Origin of the sequence: Qipengyuania sp. YIM B01966 (assembly GCF_016461955.1) — a bacterium.
GTDB lineage: Bacteria > Pseudomonadota > Alphaproteobacteria > Sphingomonadales > Sphingomonadaceae > QFOP01.
In genome coordinates this window covers 367569-391044 of sequence record NZ_JADMNM010000001.1, presented here as the reverse complement: position 1 = coordinate 391044, position 23476 = coordinate 367569, and the positions used below count along the sequence as shown (strand labels likewise).

16 protein-coding genes are annotated in these 23476 nt (G+C 65.6%); 8 read left to right on the top strand and 8 right to left on the bottom strand.

Annotation, left to right across the window (positions count from 1 at the left end; all coding sequences use genetic code 11):
* The first annotated feature begins 83 nt into the window (after positions 1-83).
* The 3 genes from ILT46_RS01980 to ILT46_RS01970 all read left to right on the top strand — a co-directional run bounded on the left by ILT46_RS01980 (position 84) and on the right by ILT46_RS01970 (position 7438).
* Positions 84-1643: a leucyl aminopeptidase family protein gene (locus tag ILT46_RS01980; protein ID WP_199502932.1), complete on the top strand. Its 1560-nt coding sequence runs from the start codon at positions 84-86 to the stop codon at positions 1641-1643.
* 69 nt (positions 1644-1712) lie between these two features.
* Positions 1713-4292 carry an ATP-dependent chaperone ClpB gene (clpB, locus tag ILT46_RS01975; RefSeq protein ID WP_199502931.1) on the top strand — a complete coding sequence of 860 codons (2580 nt, stop codon included), beginning with the start codon at positions 1713-1715 and terminating at the stop codon, positions 4290-4292.
* Positions 4293-4393: 101 nt separating this feature from the next.
* Positions 4394-7438: a TonB-dependent receptor domain-containing protein gene (locus ILT46_RS01970; RefSeq protein WP_233396890.1), complete on the top strand. Its 3045-nt coding sequence runs from the start codon at positions 4394-4396 to the stop codon at positions 7436-7438.
* Positions 7439-7667: 229 nt separating this feature from the next.
* Here ILT46_RS01970 and ILT46_RS01965 read toward each other — a convergent pair whose 3' ends face one another.
* The 4 genes from ILT46_RS01965 to ILT46_RS01950 all read right to left on the bottom strand — a co-directional run bounded on the left by ILT46_RS01965 (position 7668) and on the right by ILT46_RS01950 (position 14831).
* The gene (locus ILT46_RS01965) at positions 7668-8216 is read right to left on the bottom strand and encodes a hypothetical protein (protein ID WP_199502930.1); all 549 of its coding nucleotides are present in this window, start codon (positions 8214-8216) and stop codon (positions 7668-7670) included.
* Between the two features lie 64 nt (positions 8217-8280).
* The gene (locus tag ILT46_RS01960) at positions 8281-10176 is read right to left on the bottom strand and encodes a tetratricopeptide repeat-containing sulfotransferase family protein (RefSeq protein ID WP_199502929.1); all 1896 of its coding nucleotides are present in this window, start codon (positions 10174-10176) and stop codon (positions 8281-8283) included.
* Positions 10173-11705, bottom strand: coding sequence for a putative 2OG-Fe(II) oxygenase (locus ILT46_RS01955; RefSeq protein WP_199502928.1), 1533 nt, complete (start codon positions 11703-11705; stop codon positions 10173-10175). The genes ILT46_RS01960 and ILT46_RS01955 overlap by 4 nt, the downstream gene beginning before the upstream one ends.
* An 81-nt stretch (positions 11706-11786) precedes the next feature.
* On the bottom strand, positions 11787-14831 hold the full coding sequence (locus tag ILT46_RS01950) for a TonB-dependent receptor domain-containing protein (RefSeq protein WP_233396889.1): 3045 nt from the start codon (positions 14829-14831) through the stop codon (positions 11787-11789).
* A 279-nt stretch (positions 14832-15110) separates the two neighbouring features.
* On the opposite strand from ILT46_RS01950, the gene ILT46_RS01945 reads away from it, so the two are divergent.
* The 5 genes from ILT46_RS01945 (at position 15111) to ILT46_RS01925 (ending at position 19428) form a co-directional block, all read left to right on the top strand.
* Complete coding sequence (locus ILT46_RS01945) at positions 15111-16283, top strand: acetyl-CoA C-acetyltransferase (RefSeq protein ID WP_199502927.1); 1173 nt, start codon at positions 15111-15113, stop codon at positions 16281-16283.
* A 32-nt stretch (positions 16284-16315) separates the two neighbouring features.
* Complete coding sequence (locus ILT46_RS01940; protein WP_199502926.1) at positions 16316-17098, top strand: SDR family NAD(P)-dependent oxidoreductase; 783 nt, start codon at positions 16316-16318, stop codon at positions 17096-17098.
* A gap of 61 nt (positions 17099-17159) precedes the next feature.
* Positions 17160-18032: a crotonase/enoyl-CoA hydratase family protein gene (locus tag ILT46_RS01935; RefSeq protein ID WP_199502925.1), complete on the top strand. Its 873-nt coding sequence runs from the start codon at positions 17160-17162 to the stop codon at positions 18030-18032.
* Complete coding sequence (mtnP, locus tag ILT46_RS01930; RefSeq protein WP_199502924.1) at positions 18029-18946, top strand: S-methyl-5'-thioadenosine phosphorylase; 918 nt, start codon at positions 18029-18031, stop codon at positions 18944-18946. Before ILT46_RS01935 ends, mtnP begins: the two co-directional genes overlap by 4 nt.
* Positions 18947-18954: 8 nt before the next feature.
* Complete coding sequence (locus ILT46_RS01925) at positions 18955-19428, top strand: MarR family winged helix-turn-helix transcriptional regulator (protein ID WP_199502923.1); 474 nt, start codon at positions 18955-18957, stop codon at positions 19426-19428.
* Positions 19429-19437: 9 nt separating this feature from the next.
* Here the strand turns inward: ILT46_RS01925 and ILT46_RS01920 are convergent, their stop codons facing one another.
* Genes ILT46_RS01920 through ILT46_RS01905 form a run of 4 tightly spaced genes read right to left on the bottom strand, consistent with a single transcriptional unit; the run spans position 19438 to position 23472 of the window.
* Entirely contained in the window at positions 19438-20463 is a 1026-nt protein-coding gene (locus ILT46_RS01920) for a type II secretion system F family protein (RefSeq protein WP_199502922.1), read from the bottom strand.
* A gap of 17 nt (positions 20464-20480) precedes the next feature.
* A complete protein-coding gene (locus ILT46_RS01915; protein WP_199502921.1) occupies positions 20481-21452 on the bottom strand; it encodes a type II secretion system F family protein in 972 nt (323 codons plus the stop codon).
* Positions 21453-21498: 46 nt separating this feature from the next.
* Positions 21499-22812, bottom strand: a complete 1314-nt coding sequence (locus ILT46_RS01910) for a pilus assembly protein CpaE (protein ID WP_199502920.1) — start codon at positions 22810-22812, stop codon at positions 21499-21501.
* A gap of 3 nt (positions 22813-22815) precedes the next feature.
* The gene (locus ILT46_RS01905) at positions 22816-23472 is read right to left on the bottom strand and encodes a CpaD family pilus assembly protein (protein ID WP_199502919.1); all 657 of its coding nucleotides are present in this window, start codon (positions 23470-23472) and stop codon (positions 22816-22818) included.
* Positions 23473-23476 lie beyond the last annotated feature (4 nt).

Here is a 23476-nt window from a genome sequence, read left to right as displayed (position 1 = left end):
ACCCCTTCGACCGGCTGCGTGCTTGCGCCTGCGGCCGAGGGGCGTCAACACAGCCGGCGACAAAACCGTTTGCGGAGAGAGACATGAAGACAGCTTTGATCGCCGCGCTGCTGGCCGGCATTGCCCTCACGCCAGCCCCCGTGACCGCGCAGACCGTCGGGTCAGGCGTTGCGGCCACAAATGCGCAGAACAGCGCCGAGCGGCCGATCCTGTTCGCTGCCAGCGCGCCGGCCGATGCGGCGCTGGCAATCGTCATGACCGGCGCCGCGCTGCCCGGCGACTTGCCGGTGGATGCCAGCACGCGCACGGCGCTTGAAGCGGCGATTGCGGCCGAGAAATTTACCGGCGAGGCAGGCGACAAGCTGTTGCTGCGCGGGTTCGGCGGGCGACCCTCGGTGCTGCTGATCGGCACGGATGCCGCCCGGCCCGATTGGGCGACGGCTGCCGGCACCGCCGCGCAGGAACTGTCATCAACCAACGCCCCGGTGGCGGTGGCCGGCGCGCCTGACAGTACGGCGATGGCACAAATGGCGCTGGGCTACACGCTGGGCCAATACCGTTTCGACCGGTACAAATCGGGTCGCGAAGATCGTCCGGCCGCACCGGTCACGATCGTCGGTGCAGGCGCCGATGCGGCCCGCGCTGAATGGACGGGCCGGCAGACGCATCTGGCCGAAGCGGTCCGGTTCACGCGCGATCTGCAGAGCGAGCCGGCCAGCGTCATCTATCCCGCAAGCTTCGTTGAGCGTACCCGCGCCGCCTTTGCCCGAGTGCCGGGCGTGACCATCGAAGTGCTCGACGAGGCAGCAATGCGGCGGCTCAATATGGGCGCGCTGGTCGGCGTCGGGCAGGGGAGCCCACGTGGCTCGCGGCTGATGCTGGTCACCTATCGCGGCGCAGAAGGCCCGCCGCTGGCGCTGGTCGGCAAGGGGATCACCTTCGACAGCGGCGGCATCTCGCTCAAACCAAATGCCGGGATGTGGGCGATGAAGGCGGATATGTCGGGCGCGGCAGCGGTTGTCGCCACCGCTCTGTCGCTCGCCAAGAGCCGCGCACCCGTCCACGTTGTCGCAGTGGCTGCACTGGCCGAGAATATGCCCGGCGACAATGCCCAGCGCCCGGGCGATGTGGTCCGCACGTTCGGTGGGCAAACAATCGAGATCCGCAGCACCGATGCCGAAGGGCGGCTGGTTCTGGCTGACGCGATCCAGTACACGATCGACCGCCGGCAGCCGTTTGCATTGGTGGATATCGCCACGCTGACCGGATCGGTCGGGGCGGCGCTGGGTAGCGAATATGCCGGGATGTTCGCGCGCGATGACACCACCGCCAACCGTCTTGCAGCTGCCGCCGAAACCAGCGGCGAGGCGCTGTGGCGGCTGCCGCTGCATCCGACCTACGCCAAGGCGATCAAATCGGACATTGCCGATATCAAGAACTCCGATGCCAGCGGCGCGCCGGGGGCCAGCGCGGGGGCCCATTTCATCGCGCATTTCGTGCCCGAAACGCTCCCCTGGGCGCATCTCGACATTGCCGGGGTGGATTGGCGCGAAAGCAGCGCGCCGTTGACCCCGGCGGGCGCATCGGGCTTCGGCGTGCGCCTGCTCGACAGCCTCGCGCGCCAATGGCGGCCCGGCGAATAATCGTTCGCACCACCTTGTGTTGCCAAACAGCAACACTATCTCGGCGGCTGACAGGAGAACCATCCAGCCATGAACCTCGAAAAATTCACCGACCGCGCCAAGGGCTTCCTGCAGGCTGCGCAGACCATTGCCATCCGCATGAACCATCAGCGGATCACCCCGGCGCATCTGCTGAAGGCACTGGTCGAGGATAATCAGGGTATGGCGGCGGGCCTTGTCACCCGCGCCGGGGGCAATGCGCGGTTGCTGGAGGACGAGGTCGATGCGGCCCTCGCCAAGATCCCCGCCGTCAGCGGCAGCGGCGCGCAGGCCACCCCCGGCCTCGACAATGACAGCGTCCGGGTGCTCGACCAGGCCGAACAGCTGGCGACCAAGGCCGGCGACAGTTTCGTGCCCGTCCAGCGGCTGCTCCAGGCGCTGGCAATGGCGAGCGGGACCAATGTTGCGGCCGCTTTTGCCGCCGCCAATGTCGATGCCAAGGCGCTTGAACACGCGATCCAGGACCTGTCGGGCGGGCGCAACGCCGATTCCGCCAGCGCCGAGGAAAGCTATGACGCGATGAAGAAATATGCCCGCGACCTGACGCAGGCAGCGCGCGATGGCAAGCTCGACCCGGTGATCGGACGCGACGAGGAAATCCGCCGCACGATCCAGATCCTCGCCCGCCGGACCAAGAACAACCCGGCGCTGATCGGCGAACCCGGCACCGGCAAGACCGCGATTGCCGAAGGGCTGGCGCTGCGCATCGCCAATGGCGACGTGCCCGACAGTCTCAAGGGCCGCACGCTGATGGCGCTCGACATGGGCAGTCTGATCGCCGGCGCCAAATATCGCGGCGAGTTCGAGGAACGGCTCAAGGCCGTGCTCGACGAAGTGAAGGGCGCGGATGGGCAGATCATCCTGTTCATCGACGAAATGCACACGCTGATCGGCGCCGGGGCGTCGGAAGGCAGCATGGATGCGGGCAACCTGCTCAAGCCTGCTTTGGCACGCGGTGAACTGCATTGCATCGGCGCGACCACGCTCGACGAATATCAGAAATATGTCGAGAAGGACCCGGCCCTCCAGCGGCGGTTCCAGCCGGTGTTCATCGCCGAACCCAGCGTCGAGGATACGATCTCGATCCTGCGCGGGATCAAGGACAAGTACGAGCTGCATCACGGGGTGCGGATCACCGACGGCGCGATTGTCGCCGCAGCGCAGCTGTCGAACCGTTACATCCAGGACCGTTTCCTGCCCGACAAGGCGATCGACCTCATGGACGAGGCCGCCAGCCGCATCCGCATGGAGGTGGAGAGCAAGCCCGAGGAGATCGAGGCGCTTGACCGGCGGATCATCCAGCTCAAGATCGAGGAGCAGGCGCTGCAGAAGGAGAGCGACGCCGCCTCGCAGGACCGGCTCGCCAATCTTCGCCGCGAGTTGTCCGACCTTGAGGAACAGAGCGGCGCACTGACCACGCGCTGGCAGGGCGAGCGCGACAAGATCCAGGCCGAGAGCCGAATCAAGGAAGAGCTCGATGCCGCGCGGGTGGAACTGGAGCAGGCCCAGCGTGCCGGCGACCTCGCCCGCGCGGGCGAACTGTCCTACGGCACCATTCCGGCGCTCGAACAGCGTCTGGCCGAAGCGGTCGGGCAAGCAGGCAATGCGCTGCTGCGCGAGGAAGTGACCGAGGACGATATCGCCGGCGTCGTCAGCCGGTGGACCGGCATCCCGGTCGACCGGATGATGGAAGGCGAGCGCGAGAAGCTGCTCCAGATGGAACAGACGCTGGGCCAGCGGGTGATCGGCCAGGAACAGGCGGTCGCCGCCGTATCCAAGGCTGTGCGCCGAGCCCGGGCCGGCTTGCAGGATCCGAACCGCCCGCTCGGCAGCTTCCTGTTCCTCGGCCCCACCGGCGTCGGCAAGACCGAGCTGACCAAGGCGCTCGCCGGGTTCCTGTTCGACGATGACAACGCAATGGTGCGCATCGACATGAGCGAGTTCATGGAGAAGCACGCCGTTGCCCGGCTGATCGGCGCGCCCCCGGGTTATGTCGGCTACGAGGAAGGCGGCGTGCTGACCGAAGCAGTTCGGCGCCGGCCGTATCAGGTGGTGCTGTTCGACGAGGTCGAAAAAGCCCATCCCGACGTGTTCGACATCCTGTTGCAGGTGCTCGACGATGGCCGGCTGACCGACGGGCAGGGCCGCGTGGTCGATTTTTCGAATACGCTGATCATTCTGACCTCGAACCTCGGCAGCCAGTATCTGGCGCAGATGGAGGACGGGCAGGACGTGGCCAGCGTGGAACCGCAGGTGATGGAGGTGGTGCGGGCGCATTTTCGCCCGGAATTCCTCAACCGGCTGGACGAGATCATCCTGTTCCACCGCCTCGCCGCCGAGCACATGGCACCGATCGTCGACATCCAGGTCGGGCGGGTGCAGAAGCTGCTGGCCGACCGCAAGATCACGCTCGAGCTGACCGATGCGGCCAAGCGCTGGCTCGGCCGGGTCGGTTATGATCCGGTCTATGGCGCCCGCCCGCTGAAACGCGCGGTGCAGCGCTATCTTCAGGATCCGCTGGCCGAGATGATCCTCGGCGGCGAGGTGCCCGATGGCAGCACGGTACAGGTCGATGAGGGCGACGGTGCGCTCGCGATGCGGGTGGGGTAGCGCGCCTAGTCAGCCGCTGTTGCAAATTGGTGACAGCGAGGAGACAAATAACGCTACACCCCCGAGAGAGGGGCATTTTCTGTCGCGCCGATGAACGGCGTTTGCCACAAGGGCGGCGTATTTTGTCCAGGGTCTGGGAGTTTTCAATGATCACCTCTTACAAGCACCGCTTGCTATTCGGTGCGGCGTTCGTCGCCGGTCTGGCGCTCACGCCGCAGATGGCAGTGGCTCAGGCTGCGCCGGAAAACCCGGCTGCCCCTGGCTGTGTCGACGATAATAATGACGGCGTTTGCGATACCGATATTGCTTCGGCTGATGGATCGCAGAACAACGGTGAGATCGTCGTTACCGGTTCGCGCCTGCGTCGGGACCAGTTCAACACGGCCGATCCGATCCAGGTGATCACCCGCAACGAAACCACGCAGGCCGGGTTTACCAACACCACCGACGTTCTTCAGTCCACCAAGGTCACTGGCGGCACCTCGCAGATCAACAACCTGTATGGCGGGTTCGTGGTCGACGGCGGCCCCGGTGTGAACACCGTGTCGCTGCGCGGCCTGGGCACCTCGCGCACGCTAGTTCTGCTGAACGGCCGCCGCGTGTCGCCGGCTGGTTCGCGCGGCGCGGTCGGCGTTGCCGATCTCAACGTGCTGCCGAACGCAGTGCTCGAACGGATCGAAGTGCTGAACACCGGTGCGTCGTCGATCTACGGGTCGGACGCAATCGCCGGCGTCATCAACATGGTGACCCGCCGCGACCTCAACGGCGTCGAATTCGACGCATCGGTCAGCGTTCCGGGTGAAGGCGACGGCATTTCGCAGCGCGTGGCGCTGCTCGGCGGCTTCAATACCGACCGGCTGCATGTCCTCGGCTCGCTGGAATATTTCCGCCGCAGTGCGATCGAGTTCGGTGATCGCGAATGGGCCAGCTGCCCAACCGGCCTGTACGGCACCAACGGCTCCGATTTCGGGGCGGGCGACTACATCGATCCGCGCACCGGCCAGGTGAAGTGCTTCCCGCTCGAAAATGGCGGTGTCACGGTCAACACGATCGGCACGCCGAACCTTGCCGGCGGAACGGTCGTTCGCGCCCCGGGCGTCCCGGCTGGTTACACCGGCGTTTGCAACCGCTTCCGCCCGCTGCCTGGTGCCGGCGGCGCTGTCCCGGGCTATGAATGCGTCGGCGGCGGTGCGCTCAGCACCAACATTCGCGACACGTTCTCGCCGGCGTTGTTGAAGGAAGACCTGCTCTCGCCGGTCGAAACCTTTGGCGCGTTCGGTCAAATCCGTTACGATCTCGACATTCTCGGCAATGCCGAAATCTACACCGAATTCCTGTTCAACCGCCGCAAATCTAACCAGGACGGTCAGCGTCAGTTCACGCTGGACTATCCGCTGGGCAGCCCGCTGATCCCCGTGGGGCTGCGGTTCCCCGGTGCGGTTGGCGCCGCAACGCCGACCACAAACGGCGCGCCGATCGGTATTCGCGTGTTTGCCGATTACGGCATCTACAATAACCGTCAGGAGGTCGACTATACCCGCGTCAACGGCGGTATCCGCGGCGATCTGCCCTACAACTGGCGTTACGACCTGTTCGCCGGCAAGAGCTGGTCGGATGCCGAATACACGACGGATCTGATCCTGACCGATCGTCTGGCGCAGAGCTTTGACGTCGTGGCGAACCCTGATGGCACCTTCCGTTGCCGGATCAATATTTCCGGCTGTGTCGCCGCTCCCGTGCTGACACCGGCGGTGGTTGGCGGGCAGTTCCCGGCTGCATGGTTCGACTTCGTTACCGATCCGGTGACGGGCACGACCAAGTACACGGAAAGCACCTTTGCCGCGAACATCGACGGTCCGCTGTTCCGCCTGCCGGGTGGTGAAGTCCAGCTTGCGCTCGGTGCGGAATATCGCAAGGCGCGTATCGATGACACGCCGGGTCCGGATAGCCAGCGCAACAACCTTTACGGCTTCACCTCCTCGACCCCGACCCGGGGCACCGATTCGGTGTGGGAAGTGTTCGGCGAAATCGAACTGCCGCTGGTGCGCGAATCGTTCATCCATGATCTCACGATCAACGCCTCGGGCCGTTACACGGAATATGATTCCTATGGCGGCGACTGGACCTACAAGGTCGGCGCGCTGTTCTCGCCTATCCGGGCGATCAGCTTCCGTGGTAGCTACGGCACCTCGTTCCGCGCTCCGCTGCTGTTCGAACAGTTCCTGGGCCGGACCAGCGGGTTCCTTGGTTCTACGACAGACCCGTGTGCCGATCTTGCGGCGGTGACCAATCCGCTCGTGCGCGAACGCTGCCTTGCGGACGGCCTGCCGGCCGACTTCATCCAGCGCAGCAGCGTCACCTCGATCGGTGTTGGCGGTGCCGAGGCAGGCCTGGCGGCCGAAACCTCGACCGCGCTGACCGGCGGGATCGTCCTGCAGCCTTCGCTGGGCCGGTTCGGCCTGTCGCTGTCGGCCGATTACTTCGATATCAAAGTCGATAACGGTGTTGCCCGCCTGACTGCAGCCAACGTGCTCAGCCAGTGCTACAACAACCCGGAACGCACGACGTGCCGTCCGGAGCTTATCAGCCGTGATGCCAACAATGCCCTGACCGTGGTCAGCAGCTATGTGAACATCTCGGATGCGCGGGTCCGCGGGATCGACTACAACGCCCGCTTCACGGCTCCGCTCGGCAGCGGCCAGCTGCGCCTCAACGCGGCGGTGACGCAGTTCCTCGAGCGTTACTCGCGGACCTTCCCGACGCAGGACATCCTCGATGTGGTCGGGCTGATCAGCAACCCTGAATGGACCGGCCAGTTCGATGCCACCTTCGGCATGGAAGACGTGTCGCTGCGCTATCAGGTCGAGTGGATCGGCGCGACCGACTCGCAGGATTATGCCGAACCGTTCGGCTATGACCCCAACGAGTATCTGCTGCGCACGAAGGACTACTTCCTGCACACCGCATCGGTGTCGTTCGATGTGACGGAACAGTTCGGCATGACCGTGGGCGTCCGCAACATCTTCGACAAGAAGCCCCCGCGGATCTCGGCAGACTACACGAACCTGATTGGCAACGCGCCGCTGTATAGCGGGTTCGACGTCGTGGGTCGTTCGTTCTTCCTGGGCCTCAACGCCGGCTTCTGATCGGCGATCAGGCAAAGAAAAAGGGCCGTCCGGTTCGCCGGGCGGCCCTTTCTTTGTCTCTCGCTTGCTTTGGCCGGCGCCGCTTCGGCGGGCGCTGCGCCCGATGTCGCGCAAACTCTGACTGGCTGTCGGCTGCCATGACGGTGCTCAAGGAGGCTTGCCTCGAGCCGAGTTGGTGCAGGCCCTCTGCGGACAAGCGCGGGCGCTGCGCTTCAATTTGCGTCGTAACCTATTCCACCCGGCGGCCACGCACGCCCGGCTGTCCGTTGATCGACACGAAATAGCTGCCGAGGGAGGCCCGGCGGAATTCGACCGGTTGACCCGCGCGTGGGGTCATCAGGCGGCTGGGAATCTGATCGAGCTGCCAGACCATGCCGTCTTCCGTGCGCAGGATCATCGTTCCGCCCGGGCCAGGACGGGCCGAAGTCAGCGTCGTCGCGAGGGTGGTGATCTCTTCCTCGTCCGCGTCGTTGTCGCCGTCGCCACCGCCGAAAATGTTGATTTTCGGCAGAGCCAGACCGAACAGGCGGCGCCGCGTCTCTCGGATCGTCGCCCGGTCGATCACCCGCACATTGCCGGCGTCGGCCGCGGCCACGAATTGCGGTACCTGGGTATCGTAGCAGGCTAGCCGTGCGGTCGGGTCGGCGATTGCGCGGCAATCCCGCAAAGCCGCGACATGGGTAGATGCGCCGGATTCATTATCACGGTCCTGAGCGGACGCCGCGACCGGCAAGAATGCTGTGGCTAGGGCCGCGAGGCCCACATATCGTCCGATCATGAAATAACCTCTCCATCCATGCCAACATGATGCCACAAACTCGGCGGCCGGTGCCACCCGTTTCTCAGGACGGCCGCACCGGGGCATAACCCAGCCTGTCCACCCAAGGGTCGAGCCATTGCGCCACCTGGTCGAGATGATGGCGATAGCGCAGCCACCGGCCGCTCGCGCGCTGGTAGATCGGTTCGTGAATCTGGGCGTAGCTGGCTGTCCTGACCCGGCCGCGCTCCCGGGCGGTTGAAGTATGATCGAGCATCCGCTCATTCCAGCTCAGGCCAAGCCAGTCGATCACCTGTCGTAACTCCCCTTCCGGATCGGTGACCAGCGTCTCGTAGCACGCCGTGTGGTAGGGGATCGCCAGCCGCTCGGTCGCCTCGGCCCAGCAAGACAGCACCGCATCATAAGTGCGCGCGGCCTCGGTCAGGTCGAGGAAGCTGCGCATGGCAAAATTCGGTGCGAAATTGGCGATGTAGCAGCTCAGCACCACGTCATAGGGGTGGCGCTGGACGAACAGCAGCTTTGCTTGCGGGAACAACCGGCGGATCAAGGCGGCCCGGGTCATGTTCAGCGGGTGCTTGTCGACCAGCTGGCGCGTCCCGTCCCATCCAAACTCGCGCGCGTGGCCGAAATATTGCTCGCGCAAGGCGGGCAGCTGATCGTCGGCAATAGCCCACGGCGAGCCCGTCTGTTCGCCCAATACGGTCGTCAGGCGGGCCATCATCGGCCGCTCTTCGAGGATCTGGAGGCCCGGCTGCCCCATCAGCATGGTGTCGATCAGCGTGGTGCCCGATCGGGGGAAGCCAACGAGAAACACCGGGTCCGCGTGTTCGTCGATTGCCCTGGATGCCGGCATAGCCAACGGCGTAATGTGGGCGAGCAGGGTCGTCCGTCGTTCCACCTGCTCGCGAAAGGTCTCGCCTGCCGGCGCGGGGGCGTCGGCAGCAATGGCCCGGTTCATGGCGCTGAACGCCGCGAAGGCGCGGTCGGCGTCGCCCAGCCGATCCACAATCAAGCCACGCAAATGGGCTGCACGTGCAGGGGCCACGGTCGTGGGTATGGCCCGAGCGAAAGTGTCGGCGTCATCCATCCGGCCTTCGCGTAGCGCCAGCCAGGCACGGATATAGGCCGCCTCCGGGGCGTTTTCAGCAGCATAGCGGTCCGCCAGCGCACGCAGATCGGCGAGCCGACTTTCCGCCTCGTAGATGCTCGCCAACTCGACCTGCGCCGCACCGAACGGGGCGCCCAGCGCGATCGCGCGCAAGAGAGTCTGCTCAGCCTCGCCCAGTTCCTCAAGCGCGGTTTGCGCAAGGCCAAGTTCGGTCAGCACCCGCACATCGTCTGGCGCAATTGCCGCGGCGTCCGTTAGAACCTTGCGCTGCGCCTCGTGCCGACCCAGCAGCCGCAGGCTCTCTGCAAGATTGAGGTACGCACCGGGTTCGCGGGGGGCGAGGGTAATCGCGTGCTCGAACGGCGAGATCGCCTCTTCGTGACGGTCGAGAGCTGCGAGGCTGCTGCCGAGATTGTTCCAGCTCGCCACGTCGCCCGGTTCGGCTGCAACTGCCTGCCGGTACAGCGTTGCCGCCTGATCATACTGTCCACTGTGCTGGTGAACATAGCCGCGGATGCGCAGCATGGCCGGCTCTTCGGACGAGGCGGCGACTTGCATGGCATCGTCGAACCGGCCGGTTTCGATATAGGCGTTTGCCAGGTTGAGCCGCGAAGCCCGGTCGGCGGGATGTGTCTTGAGCAATTCCTCCAAGGGGGCGATAGCCCGTTCGGGCAAGCCCGCGCGCAAGGCGGCGAGGCCGGCCAGCGCCAGGAAGGGCGTGCGTTCGCCCACACGGTCAGCCAGTGCACTTTCGAGCACGCTCAGCGCACCCGCCGGGTCGGCGCGGCGCAGACGCTCCATTGCGGCAAGCAACTGCGGTGGCGGGGTACGCGAAGATGATGGATCGGTCATGTCGTGCCCTGTAGCGGCCGAGCGATGTCGAACGCCACCGTCATTCGTTCGCCGGCTGCGAATGGCCGGGTGCCGTGCCACATCGTCGACGGGAACAGGACCAGCCGTCCTAGGCGCGGTTCGACCAGCCGCACGGGCGCGAGCGCGGGCACGAGGTCGCGGCTTTCGCCCAGCGACAGCCAACCTGCGTGAGTGTCCTGTCCGGCCGCTTCAAGGTCGGGCACGACGAGATACAGGGCAGAACTGAACCAGCCCCGGCCATGAATGTGATCGGTATGATAGCCGCCATCCGTCAGCCGCACCGACCATGAGCCGGCGATCCGCAGTGGCTGGCGGCGGGGCAGCAGGGTCGGATGATCCGGCACAGCGGCCGGCAAACTGGCAATGTGGCTGGCCACCGTTTCGAGCAGCACCGCGCGCAGTGCCCGGATCGGCGGGTCATCGCGCAGCAGCAGGTTGCCATCGGTCTGTGTGCCCCCGCGGACTGATTGGTCGAGCGGCTGGGCAGTCGCGAAATGCAGGCTGCGCAGATGGTCCACCAAGCCGGGAATGGCGGTAATCCGTGCGCCCAGATCATACACTCCGACCAGTTCGGGCGTTCCCTCCAGCCAATGCCCGCGGGGATCGCCGATGCTCCGCCAGGCGAGCGACAGATACGGCCACAGCAGATGCCGATGATCGCGGGCAATATGCGGCTCAAGCAGCGTTGCAGCCTCGTCTGCCCGCCCGAACCGCAACAGATGCCGCGCGCGCAGCGACAGGGCCGATGGCGCATCACTGGCGCCGGCAGCGGCGAACAGCCGTTCGGCCTGGGGGCTGTCGCCGGTTTCGCTGGCGATATGGGCCGCGGTGAAGGTGAACCATGGGTCGGTGAATTGCGCACAGGCAGCTTGAGCGTAAGGCGCGGCGCGGGAGGGTTCGTGCGCTTCGAGACACGTCGTGATGACGAGCCGATGCAAGGCGGGTTCGTTGGGAAACCGGGCCAGCGCGGCAGCAATCGGCTCGATCGGGTCGAGCCCGAGCTGTGCGCGTAGCCGGGCAAGCGCAGCGAGGCCGTCGGTCCAGAGTGGATTGCCGTTTATCGCCTGGCCGAGCGTGGTCATCGCCGCCTGCGCGCCCTGTTCGCCGAGTTGTGCGGCGACATAGCCAAGCAGGACGTCGCCGTCCGACGGGTTTGCGCGAAAGGCCCGGTCGAACAGTGCGAGTGCAGGAGAACCGGCTTCGAGCGCGGCGCGGGCGTGTGAATGGGCGATGAGAACATCAGCGGGAGCAAGAGCCGCTGCCCGCGCAAACGCGGCGGTCGCCTCGCCCAGTTCCATCGCGTCGCGCGCAGCAAGGCCGTGCAGTTGATGAAGCTGCGCGGCGGCCGGATGCTGTTGCGCGAGATGGCGCAGGGCAGGCAGTAGGCGTTCGGCATACCCAGCCTGCCACAGCCGTAATCCAAGGTGATAGGCATCGCGCGCGGGCAGTGCGCCAAGCCTGCCGATCGCCGCCATTGCATCCCGCTCGGAGATCGTCGTCTGCCCCATCGCTGATGCGGTAACGCGTGCGCCGGAAAAGAAAATGGCGGACCTTGCGGCCCGCCATCTTCGTGTCAGCTGGTGACGCTCTTAGAAGTCGAGCGTGACACCGGCATAGATGTACCGGCCGAGCGCGTCGTACACCTGGCTGAAGGTATTGCCGTTACAGCTGCCGGCTGGGCAAGCCGAACCACCCGTAAGCGGCGGTTCCTTGTCCAGGATGTTGTTGGCACCCAGGCGGAAGTTGTAGTGGTCGCCCACTTCCCAGGTCAGCGCGAGATCGAAGTAGTTCTGCGCGTCAAACGTGCGGACCGCAGGGGCAGTCGTCGGGCTCAACCCGTCGACGTCTACCGAGCCGAAGTGCCGCCAGCGGACCGAGGCACCAAAGCCGTCAGCGAAGTCGAAGCCGACCCGCATCTGGTGGCGCCATTCGGGGTTCGGCGTACCGCAGATCGGACCGTAACGACCGACGCAGTCAGTATCCGCCACGCCCGGAACGCCCGGGTTCGACACCAGCTCTTCGAGCCAGGTACCGACGAAGCTCAGGCTCAACCGGCCGAGATCGCCGATCTCGCGGTTGTAGCCAGCCTGAACGTCGATACCCGAGGTGGCCAGCTTCCCGATGTTCTGCGACAGATCGGTCACGTAACCGTTCGACGAGCGCCACAGCGAACCCGACCCATCACGCTGCACCAGGCCGCAGAAGAACGGATCCGCGACAGTGCGGCTGCACTGCTCAAGGATCGTATCAGCACCGATACCCTGAATGGCGCCTTCAACAACAATGTCGAAGTAATCGATGCTGGCGCTGAAACCGGGCAGGAAGCGCGGCGTCAGGACCGCACCGACCGTCCAGGTGTCGGCCGTTTCCGGACCGAGTTGAGGGTTACCGCCGATCAGACCGTTATACTGGTCAGCCGGGTTCGGCGCCACGACCTGACCAACGCGGAGGCCGGTGGCCAGACAGCCGACATCGGTTGCCGCGATCGGAGCGCCCGAGCACGGATCGGTCGAGCCATCGAGCGCAACCCGCTGCGGCGCGAACAGATCCTGCACCGTCGGCGCACGCACCGCGCGGTTAAAGCCACCGCGGATACGCAGATCGCGCGTCGGCGACAGTTCGCCCTGAATCTTCCAGGTGTCGGTGCTGAAGCCGAGGCTGTAGTCCGAATAGCGGTAGCCGGCGGTGATGGTGAAATCGTCGATGAACGAATCGCGCACCAGCGGCAGGCTGACTTCGGTGTACAGTTCCTTGACGTCGTACGAGCCGGCAACCGGCAGCGTCGGCGCACCCTGGCCGGCAAGATCGCCGGTCTGGAATGCGGTGTCGGCGTTGAATTCAAGGTTTTCCTTGCGATATTCCGCACCGAGCACCAGCCCGACGCCATCAGCCGACCACGGCGACTTGATGCCGTAATCGCCCAGCAGACCCGACACATAGGCCGAAGCGACCTGCTGCGTCACGATCCCGCGGCTGAAGCCCGGAGTGGCAAGATAGTTCACCGAAGCCGCCGAAGGCGTAACCGTGCCGGGCGAGAAGATGTCCCACGGCACGCAGTTCGGATCGGTCCCATCGGTCGCCGAGCGGCAGACGATGTTGCCGCTCGCATCGCGCACGATGTCGATCGCCCGGGCCAGACGCGTGACCGAGAAGTCGTTGCGATAGGTTTGCGCGAAATTGGTCCGGCCGTACTGATAATAGGCATCGTACGTCCACACCGGGCTCAACTGCCCGCGCGTACCGATGACCGCCCGGTAGCTGGTGTGCTGCAGATCGTCCTGACGCCCGCCACCTTCGACGTTGCGGCGCAGGATCTGGGCAAACCCGCGATTGTAGGTGCGCCCGGTCGCGGCATCGATGAAGTTGAACGCCGGATCGCCGGTGTTGCCGACTACATCGAACGCATTGTCGGGGTTGGGGCTGACGAGCAGGTTTTCGGCATCGCACAGGATCGCGCGCTGCTGGGCCGACAACAGCGGGTTGTCGCAGTTGATCGACAGCGTGTTGCCGAAGTTCCCCGACGGAGCGATCTGGGCGACCGTGCGGTCGTCCATGAACATGAACTCCATGTAGGGGTGCAGCGCTTCGGAGATTTCATAATCGGCGAAGACGCCAGCCGTGTAGCGCTCGTCCGGACGCTGATAATAGTTCAGCGGCGCGAAGTTGTAGAGCGTACGGCCGGGAAGCAGCGTGCGGTTGGGGCCAAACTGCAGCGTCACCGAGGTGAAGTCTGCCGGATCACCGCCGGAATCGAACGCATACACCGTTCCCGTAGGCGACGTACCAGAACCGCCGCAGTCATAAGGGCGGAGGGTTGCATTGGCGACACTGCGAGGTGACAGCGAACAGGCCGAATAGTCGCGGTCGCGCTGGAGCACGGCGTTGATCTTGCGATAGCCGACATAGGCGGTCGCATGGCCGCGGCCATCGTCGAAGCTGGTGCCGAAAGCGAGCGTCGCATCGATCGCGCCGCCATCGGCGACCATGCCGGTCGGGTAGGCGAAGCGACGCGCGTTGAGCGCATCGACATAGGCCGCATCACCGCGGTTGTCGTGATTGTAGAGCGAATACTGAGCGTCGAGCTTGAAGCCTTCGAACTCGGTATCCATCACGAAGTTGACGACGCCCGATACGGCGTCCGCACCGTATACCGCCGACGCACCGCCGGTCAGCACGTCAACGCGCTTGATGATCGCAGCCGGAATGACGTTAAGGTCGGCAGCAGCCGAGCTCGGGTCGCCCGGGACCAAGCGGCGGCCGTTGACCAGCACCAGGTTACGCTCCGAACCGAGGCCACGCAGGTTGACGGTCGCGGTACCGGTCGAGCCGTTCGACACGGTCGAACCCTGCCCAGCGAACACCTGCGGCAGCGAGTTGATGAGGTCTTCCACGCGGGTCGTACCCGTCTGGGTGATTTCAGCCGCCCCAACCACAGTCACCGGGCTGGCCGATTCCAGGTTGGGCTGCAGGATGCGCGTGCCGGTGACGATGATCACATCGCCCTGTTCGGCGGTCGGCGTATCGACCGATTCAACCGGGCCGACGCCGACGTCCTCTTCGGTCGTCTGCGCAAAGGCGGGTGAGCCCGCAAGCGCCAGACCAAGAGCCAGCGGCGCAGCGCTGACCTTCAGCATGGTAGACTTTTTCATCAGGATTGATCCCCTAGAGCGGCCCATCGAGGGCCATTTTCTGTTGCCGCACCCCTCCGCAAACCCAGGCAGGATGGACCAGCAAGGCGCCCCCATGCGACAATCGTGTGAAAATGGCAACGCCGCGCCGTGGACGGTCAAACCGATATGAAAACACCTGTGTCACCCGCGCCACAGACTGCAAAGCGCCCATCCCGCTTGACCGCCCCCGCGCCGGTTTCTAGGCCGGTGGCAAATCGCAACGCGAACACCGGGAGAGCGCACATGCCCGCAGCCTATATCGTCGATGCCGTCCGCACCGCCGGGGGGCGCCGCGGGGGGCGGCTGGCCGGTGTCCACCCGGTTGACCTTGCCGCAACCTCGCTCGACGCGATCGTCTCGCGCAGCGGAATCGATCCGGCCGCAGTCGACGATGTCATCATGGGCTGCGTCACCCAGGCAGGAGAGCAGGCGATGCAGGTCGGGCGCAATGCGGTGCTGGCCAGCAAGCTGCTGCCGCAATCGACCCCGGCGGTGACGATCGACCGGCAATGCGGTTCCTCGCAGCAGGCGGTCCAGTTTGCCGCGCAGGCGGTGATGTCGGGCGTGCAGGACGTGGTCATCGCCAGCGGCGTTGAAAGCATGAGCCGGGTTCCGATGGGCTCGAACGCCATGTTCCACATGAAGGAAGGGCTGGGGCACTACAAATCGCCTGGCCTCGAGGAGAAATATCCCGGCGTCCAATGGTCGCAGTTCATGGGCGCGGAGATGATCGTGAAGAAGCACGGCTTCACCAAGGAACAACTCGACGCCTTTGCCCTCGCCAGCCACCAGAAGGCCAAGGCTGCGACGGAAAGCGGGGCGTTCGCCGCCGAGATCGTGCCGGTGGAGATCGAGACGCCCGATGGCCCGGCCGTGCACACCGTTGATGAAGGCATCCGCTTCGATGCGACGATGGAGGGGATTGCCGGGGTCAAGCTGCTGAGCGAGGGCGGCGCGTTGTCGGCAGCGACTGCCAGTCAGATCTGCGACGGCTCGTCGGCCGCGCTGATCGTGTCGGAAGCGGCATTGAAGGCGCACGGCCTGACCCCGCTGGCCCGCATTCACACGCTGACGGTGACGGCGGGCGACCCGGTGATCATGCTCGAGGAACCGCTCTTCGCCACCGACAAGGCGCTCGCCCGCGCGGGGCTCAGCATCGACGATATCGACCTCTATGAGGTGAACGAGGCGTTTGCGTCATTGCCGCTCGCCTGGCTCAAGCATACCGGCGCCGATCCGGCGCGGCTCAACGTCAATGGCGGGGCAATCGCGCTCGGCCATCCGCTCGGCGCCAGCGGGACCAAGCTGATGGCGACGCTGGTCCATGCGCTGAAGGCGCGCGGCAAGAAATACGGCCTGCAGACGATGTGCGAAGGCGGCGGCGTAGCCAATGTCACGATCGTCGAGGCGCTCTGACCAACCCTTTCAACGAACAAGGAAGCTGACTTATGCAGATTGGTGAAAACACTCCGGCCGTGGTCACGGGCGGTGCTTCGGGCCTTGGCGCTGCGACCGCGCGGGCGCTGGCGGCCAAGGGTGCCAAGGTCGCAATCTTCGACTTACAGGCCGAAAAGGGCGAGGCGCTGGCTGCCGAGATCGGCGGCATCTTCTGCGAGGTCAACGTGACCAGCGACGAAAGCGTTGCCGCCGGTTTCGCCAAGGCGCGCGAGGCGCACGGGCAGGAGCGCATCCTGGTCAACTGCGCGGGCACCGGCGCGGCGATGAAGACCGCCAGCCGTTCGAAGGAAGACGGCTCGATCAAGCATTACCCGGCGGCTGCGTTCGACTGGCTGATCCAGATCAACCTCGTCGGCACGTTCCGCTGCATCGCCATGTCGGCGGCGGGCATGATGACGCTCGACCCGCTGGAAGACGGCGACCGCGGGGCGATCGTCAACACCGCCAGCGTCGCCGCAGAAGACGGGCAGATGGGCCAGGTCGCCTATTCGGCGTCGAAGGCCGGCGTGGTCGGCATGACGCTGCCGATCGCGCGCGACCTGTCGGGCGAGAATATCCGCATCAACACCATTCTGCCGGGCATTTTCGATACCCCGCTGCTCGCCGGCGCGCCGCAGAATGTGCGCGACGGGCTGTCCGCCTCGGTGCCGTTCCCCAAGCGTCTGGGCGACCCGAGCGAATATGCCAAGCTCGCCGTGGCGATGATCGAGAACGGCTATTTCAACGGCGAGGATGTGCGCCTCGACGGCGCGATCCGCATGGCCCCGCGCTGAGCGATAAGCAGCGGGGCGCTGCCGATTGCGGCGCCCCGCGACCTTCACCGGGAGAGTGCGGGTGAGTAAGTATACGCAGATCAGGCTGGATATTGCCGAGGGCATCGCCACGCTGACGCTCTACCGGCCCGACAAGATGAACGCCTTCACGCGCACCATGATGGCCGAGATCATCGACGCGATCGACCGCACCGATGCCGATGACAGCGTGCGCGCGGTGATCGTGACGGGGCATGGCGAGCGCGCCTTCTGTGCGGGCGCCGACCTGACGCCTGAGGGCGGGGGGCACGTCTTCTCCGACCCGACGCAGGTGGACGATCTGTCGGACGAGCGGGTGCGCGATGGCGGCGGGCGGCTGACGCTGCGGCTGTTCAATTCGCAGAAGCCGCTGATCGGCGCGTGCAACGGGGTCGCGGTGGGCGTGGGCGCAACGATGCAATTGCCGTTTGATATCCGCCTCGCGGCCGACAATGCGCGGTTCGGCTTCGTCTTTGCCCGTCGCGGGATCACGCCCGAAGCCGCCTCGAGCTGGTTCCTGCCACGGCTGGTTGGCCTGCCGACCGCGCTCGAATGGTGCATGACGGGGCGCATCTTCGGGGCGGAGGAGGCGCTGGCAGGGGGCCTGGTCCGCTCGCTCCACCCGCAAGGCGAACTGATGGACGCGGCCCGCGCGATCGCCCGCGAGATTGCCGACAACACCTCCGCGGTGTCGGTTGCGATGACCCGGGCGATGCTGTGGCGCCTGTCAGCCCTGCCGCATCCGATGGACGCGCACAGGATCGACAGCCGCGCCATCTACCGCCTCAGCCGCAGCGGTGATGCGCGGGAAGGGATCGCAAGCTTCCTTGAAAAGCGCCCGCCAGCCTTCCCCGACCGGGTGAGCAGCGCGATGCCCGATTTCTATCCCTGGTGGGACGAGCCGGGCTTTTCATGAGCATCGCCCCGCCGCGCGAAGCCTGGCATCTCGGGATTATCGGCGGTTCGGGCCTCGCCGCGATTGACGGGCTGGAAGATGCGCAGGAGATCGCAGTTGCATCCAGTTTCGGCGCGCCCTCCGGCCCGGTGGTGACCGGGCGGCTCGGCGGGGTCAGGGTGACGTTTCTCGCCCGGCACGGAGCAGGCCATCATCTGCCGCCCGCCGCGGTCAATTACCGGGCCAATATCGACGTGCTCAAACGCTGCGGGGTGAGCGATGTGCTGGCGATTTCGGCGGTCGGATCATTGCGCGAGGCGATGGCGCCGGGCGATCTGGTGCTGGTCGACCAGTTCATCGACCGTACCAGCGGCCGCGCCGCCAGCTTCTTCGGGCCGGGCTGCGTCGCCCATGTCGGCTTTGCCGAGCCGGTCTGCCCGCGCCTGTCGCGGCTCGTCGGGGCAGCAGCTAAGCAGGCTGGTGGCACGGTGCATCGCCCGGCGACCTATATCGCAATCGATGGGCCACGCTTTTCCACCCGCGCGGAAAGCGCGCTCTATCGCCGCTGGGGCGCCGACGTGATCGGCATGACCGCGATGCCCGAGGCGACGCTGTGCCGCGAGGCGGAGCTGCCTTACGCGCTGCTCGCACTGGTCACCGATTATGATGGCTGGGATGCGGGCCGCCCGCCAGTTGATGCCGCCACAGTGTTGGCGCAGGTCGCCGCCAATGCCGCGCTGGCGCAGCGCACGCTGAAGGCGCTGGTCGCCAACCTGCCGGCCGCGCGTGCGCCGGTGCCAGCCGATACGGCACTCGAGCACGCATTGATGACCGCACCGGCAGCGCGCGATCCGGCGCTGCTGGCGCGGCTCAATGCCGTCGCTGGGCGAGTAATGAACGGGGCGGGGGTGGGCGCGCTTTCGGCAAGCGGCTAGGGCAGGGCATGGCCAGAACACCGCGTCTTGATGATTTCCTGCCCTATCAGTTGTCGCTCGTGACAAATGCAGTGAGCGCGCGAATTGCCGAAAGCTATCGCGACACCTTCGGGCTCAAGGTCACCGAATGGCGGGTGATGGCGGTGCTCGGCGATGGCGGCGCGCGTACGCAGCGCGACATTGCGCGCGCGACGATGATGGATAAGGTGGCGGTCAACCGCGCCTGCAAGGCGATGGCCGCGCGCGGGCTGCTGACGCGGGCGCCCAACCCGGCCGACGGGCGCTCGCACCATCTGGCGCTGACAGCCGAAGGGGCGGCGATCCACGCGCGGATCATGCCGCACGCGCAGGCGATCGAACGCCGCCTGTTCGCGGTGTTGACGGCCGAGGAGCAGACGAGCCTTCGCGATCTGCTGGCCCGCGTGCGCGAGCAGGCTGATGCGCTCGGCCCCGATGCCGATTATGGCGGCATCGGGGACTAGAGCGGGCGGTCAGTCGCCCCCGCCGCCGCCGGCCGCGCCGCCATCGCTGAAGGCGTCGGTCATCGAACAGGCAGCCGGGCCCAGAATGACGATGAACAGCACCGGCAGGATGAACATGATCAGCGGAACGGTCATGATTGCCGGCAAGCGCGCGGCCTTTTCTTCGGCGCGCATCATCCGCTCGTTGCGGAATTCTGCCGACAGGACGCGCAGCGCCGAAGCGAGCGGAGTGCCGTAGCGTTCAGTCTGGATCATCGTCGTCACCACCCCGCGCACCGAATCGAGGTTGACCCGGTAAGCAAGGTTCTCGAACGCCATCCGCCGTTCGGTGAGGAATGACAATTCGATCGCGGTCAGCGCGAATTCGTCGCCCAGTTCGGGATAGGCCCGGCCCAGTTCGCGCGCCACGCGGTTGAATGCCGCATCGACGGTCAGCCCCGCCTCGGCGCAGATGACCAGCAGATCGAGCGCGTCGGGCAGCCCTTTGCGGATTTCGCCCGTACGCTTGGTCGCCTTGTTCTTGAGGTAGGTTTCCGGCCCCTTGTAGCCGATCGCCAGCATCGCTGCGAAGGCGCCCAGCCGCTTGAAGCTGCCCCAGTCGGGGAACATGTCGGAAATGTAGAACAGATAAAGCCCGATCAGGCCCAGCACGATCGGCAGGATCATCCGCGCGAACACGACATAGACTGCCAGTTCCTTGTTGCGATAACCCGCCCAGGCGAGTTTCTGCTGGATTGTCTCGAGCTGGCTCTGTTCGAGCACCTTGAGGCCCGAGAGCGTATCCTTGACCTTTTCGGTCTGGTCGGTCTTGCGCACCAGGCTCTGGCGCTTCTTGGCGGTCGATTTCTGGATCCCCGCCTTCAGCTCCTCGCGCCGCGCATTGAGCGCCTTGACCCGCTTGGTCATCGGGTCGCGCACGGTAATCGCGGCATAGACCGCGAACATCACCGCCAGCGCGGCGACGCCGGCCAGGATCGTGCCGACAAAGATCATGTCGACACCGAGCAGGGTCGGACCGGGGGGCTGGTTGGTCATTTTCCGTATGCTCCCCGTCAGATTTCGAAACTGATCATCTTGGACATGATGAAGGCGCCGATGCTCATCCACACCATCCCGCCCATGCCGGCGATGATGAGGCGGTCATCGGTGAAAAACCCTTCCATATATTCCGGGTTGATGAACCAGATCACCGCGAACACCATGAACGGCAGCGCGCCGATGATGTAGGCCGAGGCCTTCGATTCCGAGCTCATTGCCTTGATCTTGAGCTTCATCTGCGCGCGCTTGCGCAGCACGTCGGCCAGGTTCGACAACGTTTCAGCGAGGTTGCCGCCGGTTTCGCGCTGGATGGCAAGCGTGATGCAGAAGAAGTTGAATTCGGGGATGCCCAGCCGGTCGGCGGTTTCCTGCAACGCTTCTTCCATCGTGCGGCCGATGCGGATGCGTTCGACGATGGCCTTGAATTCCTCGCCCACCGCGCCAGGCACCTCCTGCGCGACCACGGCCAGCGTTTCGGTGACCGGCAGGCCCGACCGCAGGCCGCGCACCAGCAATTCGATCGCATCGGGAAACTTGGCGTTGAAATTGGCGGTCCGCTTGTTGATCGCCCGGTTAAGTGCCAAGTGCGGGAAGCCGGCGCCGACGACCAGCCCGATCAGCAGCGACATCAGCACCGCACCGGAGCGGAAAAAAATCAGCAGCGCCACCGCGAGCGCAATGCCCAGCGTAGCGTAAAAATACTGGGTCAGCGTCCAGCCCTTGCCCGAGCGGTTGAGCCGCACCTGCAACGCCTCGATCCGCGAGTTCGAGCCGGCGACCGCGTGCATCTTGGGCTTGCGCGCCGCGATCGCCTTCTTGAGCTGCGATTCCATCTTGGCCGAAGCGCTGTCAGAATGGCGGAAGCGGACGGCTTGCAGCCGGCGCTGGCTTTCCTTGGCCGCCGACGGCCCGGCCAGCAGGGTGTAGCCAACCACCATCAGCGCCATCAGCCCGGCAGCCACCAGCAGGATCTGGAACATTGTCATCGCATGGGCCCGCCTTCATCCATCACGGGGGTGGTGCCACCGGCCATCAGGCGGCCGGCGCGGCTTCGGCTTTGGCGCCGCTCTTGGCGCCGCCTTTGCCCTTGCCGGCGAGCAGCGACTTGAGGTCGAGCCCGGCGAGCAGCGATTTCTTGCCCGGTACGCCGGTTGGAGCGGCGTCGGCATCGTCTTCGCTGGCACCCAGCACCATTTCCGCCAGTTGCCGCAGCGCGGCGCCGGATTTGGTCGCGTGATTGGCTTCGGCAAAGGTCTGCCCCAGCTTGGCCGCATTGCTTGCCGCCTTGATGTCATAGGGGATGACAAGGTCGATCTTGTGTTCGATCGAGGCTTCGAAATCGGCCTTGCTGATCTCGGCGGTGCCGGCCTGCATCTTGTTGGAGACGATCACCGGCCGGGCATTGGGCGCATTAGCCTTGAGCCAAGACAGGATGCGGATCGTGTCGCGCGCCGATGCCAGCGTCAGCTCGGTCGCCAGCACGATCACGTTCACATCGGCGAGGAGGTGCGGGAAGTTGATCAGCATGTTGCGTGGCAGATCGATCACCGTCATCTCGAAGGCGTTGCGAAACTCCTCCTCGAGCTGGACGAAGGCGGACCCGTCGGTCAGCAGCGGTGCGTTGATCGGCGCCTCGGCCGACAGAATGGCAAGGTTCTCGTTCGCGCGGATCATTGCGCGTTCGATGAAGAGGCCGTCGATCCGGCTCGGGTTTTCGATCGCATCGGTCAGCCCGCGCCCCGGTTCGAGGTCGAGCGCCAGCGCGCCAGTGCCGAAATGGATGTCGAGATCGAGCAGCGCCGTCGGCTGTTTGTGCTCGGTCGAGAACAGCCAGGCGAGCGAGGTCGCCAGCATCGACGCACCGACCCCCCCGCGCGTGCCCACAACGGCGGTCGTGATATGGCGCCTGACCGCTTCAGCATGGCCGGCGCGCGGGGCGGCGAACACCGCCTGGGCGTTGGTCAGCGCCTCGCGCAGTTGCGCCACCGATAGCGGCTTGAGCAGATAATCATGGATCCCGCTGGCGAGCAGGTCGCGGTAGAGCCGCACATCGTTGACCTGCCCGGTGGCGATCACCACCGTGCCCGGCTCGCACACCTCGGCCAGCGCATTGATGTCGTTCAGCGGATCGCCGCTTTCCGACAGATCGACCAGCAGGATATTGGGGCTCGCAGCCACCGATAGCGACTGGACCGCATTGCGGAGGCCGCCGCGAGCGCATTTTTCCGGCTGCCAGCCCATTTCAACCACTACCGGGCGCAGCACGTCGAGCGCGGCATCGTCGCAGACGAAGGCGGCAAACGGGTCGCGATTGCCGGGCATGGAAGATTTCCAGGGCGCGTTCATGGCTCAGTTACCCCCTTCGGTGCTGCTGGTCTGGCTGAGGCCAGCCTTGCCGGTCGGTTCCGCTTCGCGGTAGGTCGAGATCGCCTTCGACGCGCTCATCACCGTCGTCTGCCCGGTGCCGCGCTGGCCGTTGACCAGATCTTCCGGATTGGCGACCATCGCCGCCATGTTGGCGTTCACGGCGCAGCCGTAGTTCGAATAGGTCGCGTTGTTGAGGTTGGTATCCGATTGCGCTGCCCAGTCGGGGCAGCCGGGCACCGCGGCGCTGCTGCGGGTCACGACCACACGCGCCTGCCCCGGGGCGAGCTGCCCTTCGGTCACCGGCGCGCTGTCTGCGAGGAGGATGCCATAGCGCTTGGCGATATTCGCCACCGCATCGCGGGTCGCGCCGCTCATCGCCGGATCGTCAATCGCGACGCGGTCGCCATAGCGCAGGCCGATCGCTTCGAACCAGCCGGCCAGTCGCATCTGTTCGGCAGTATCTAGCCCGCCATACCCGGCATTGATGTCGAACGCGTAATTGCTGCGTTCAATCACCGGCTGGTGGATCGAGTAGAGGCTGCGATTGTCGGCCATCCCGCCACAGGCAGTGAGGGCGAGACCAAGCGAGAGCGCCGTCGCGGAGGCGAGCAGGCGGCGATGCGTGCGTGCGTGTGTCATGTGA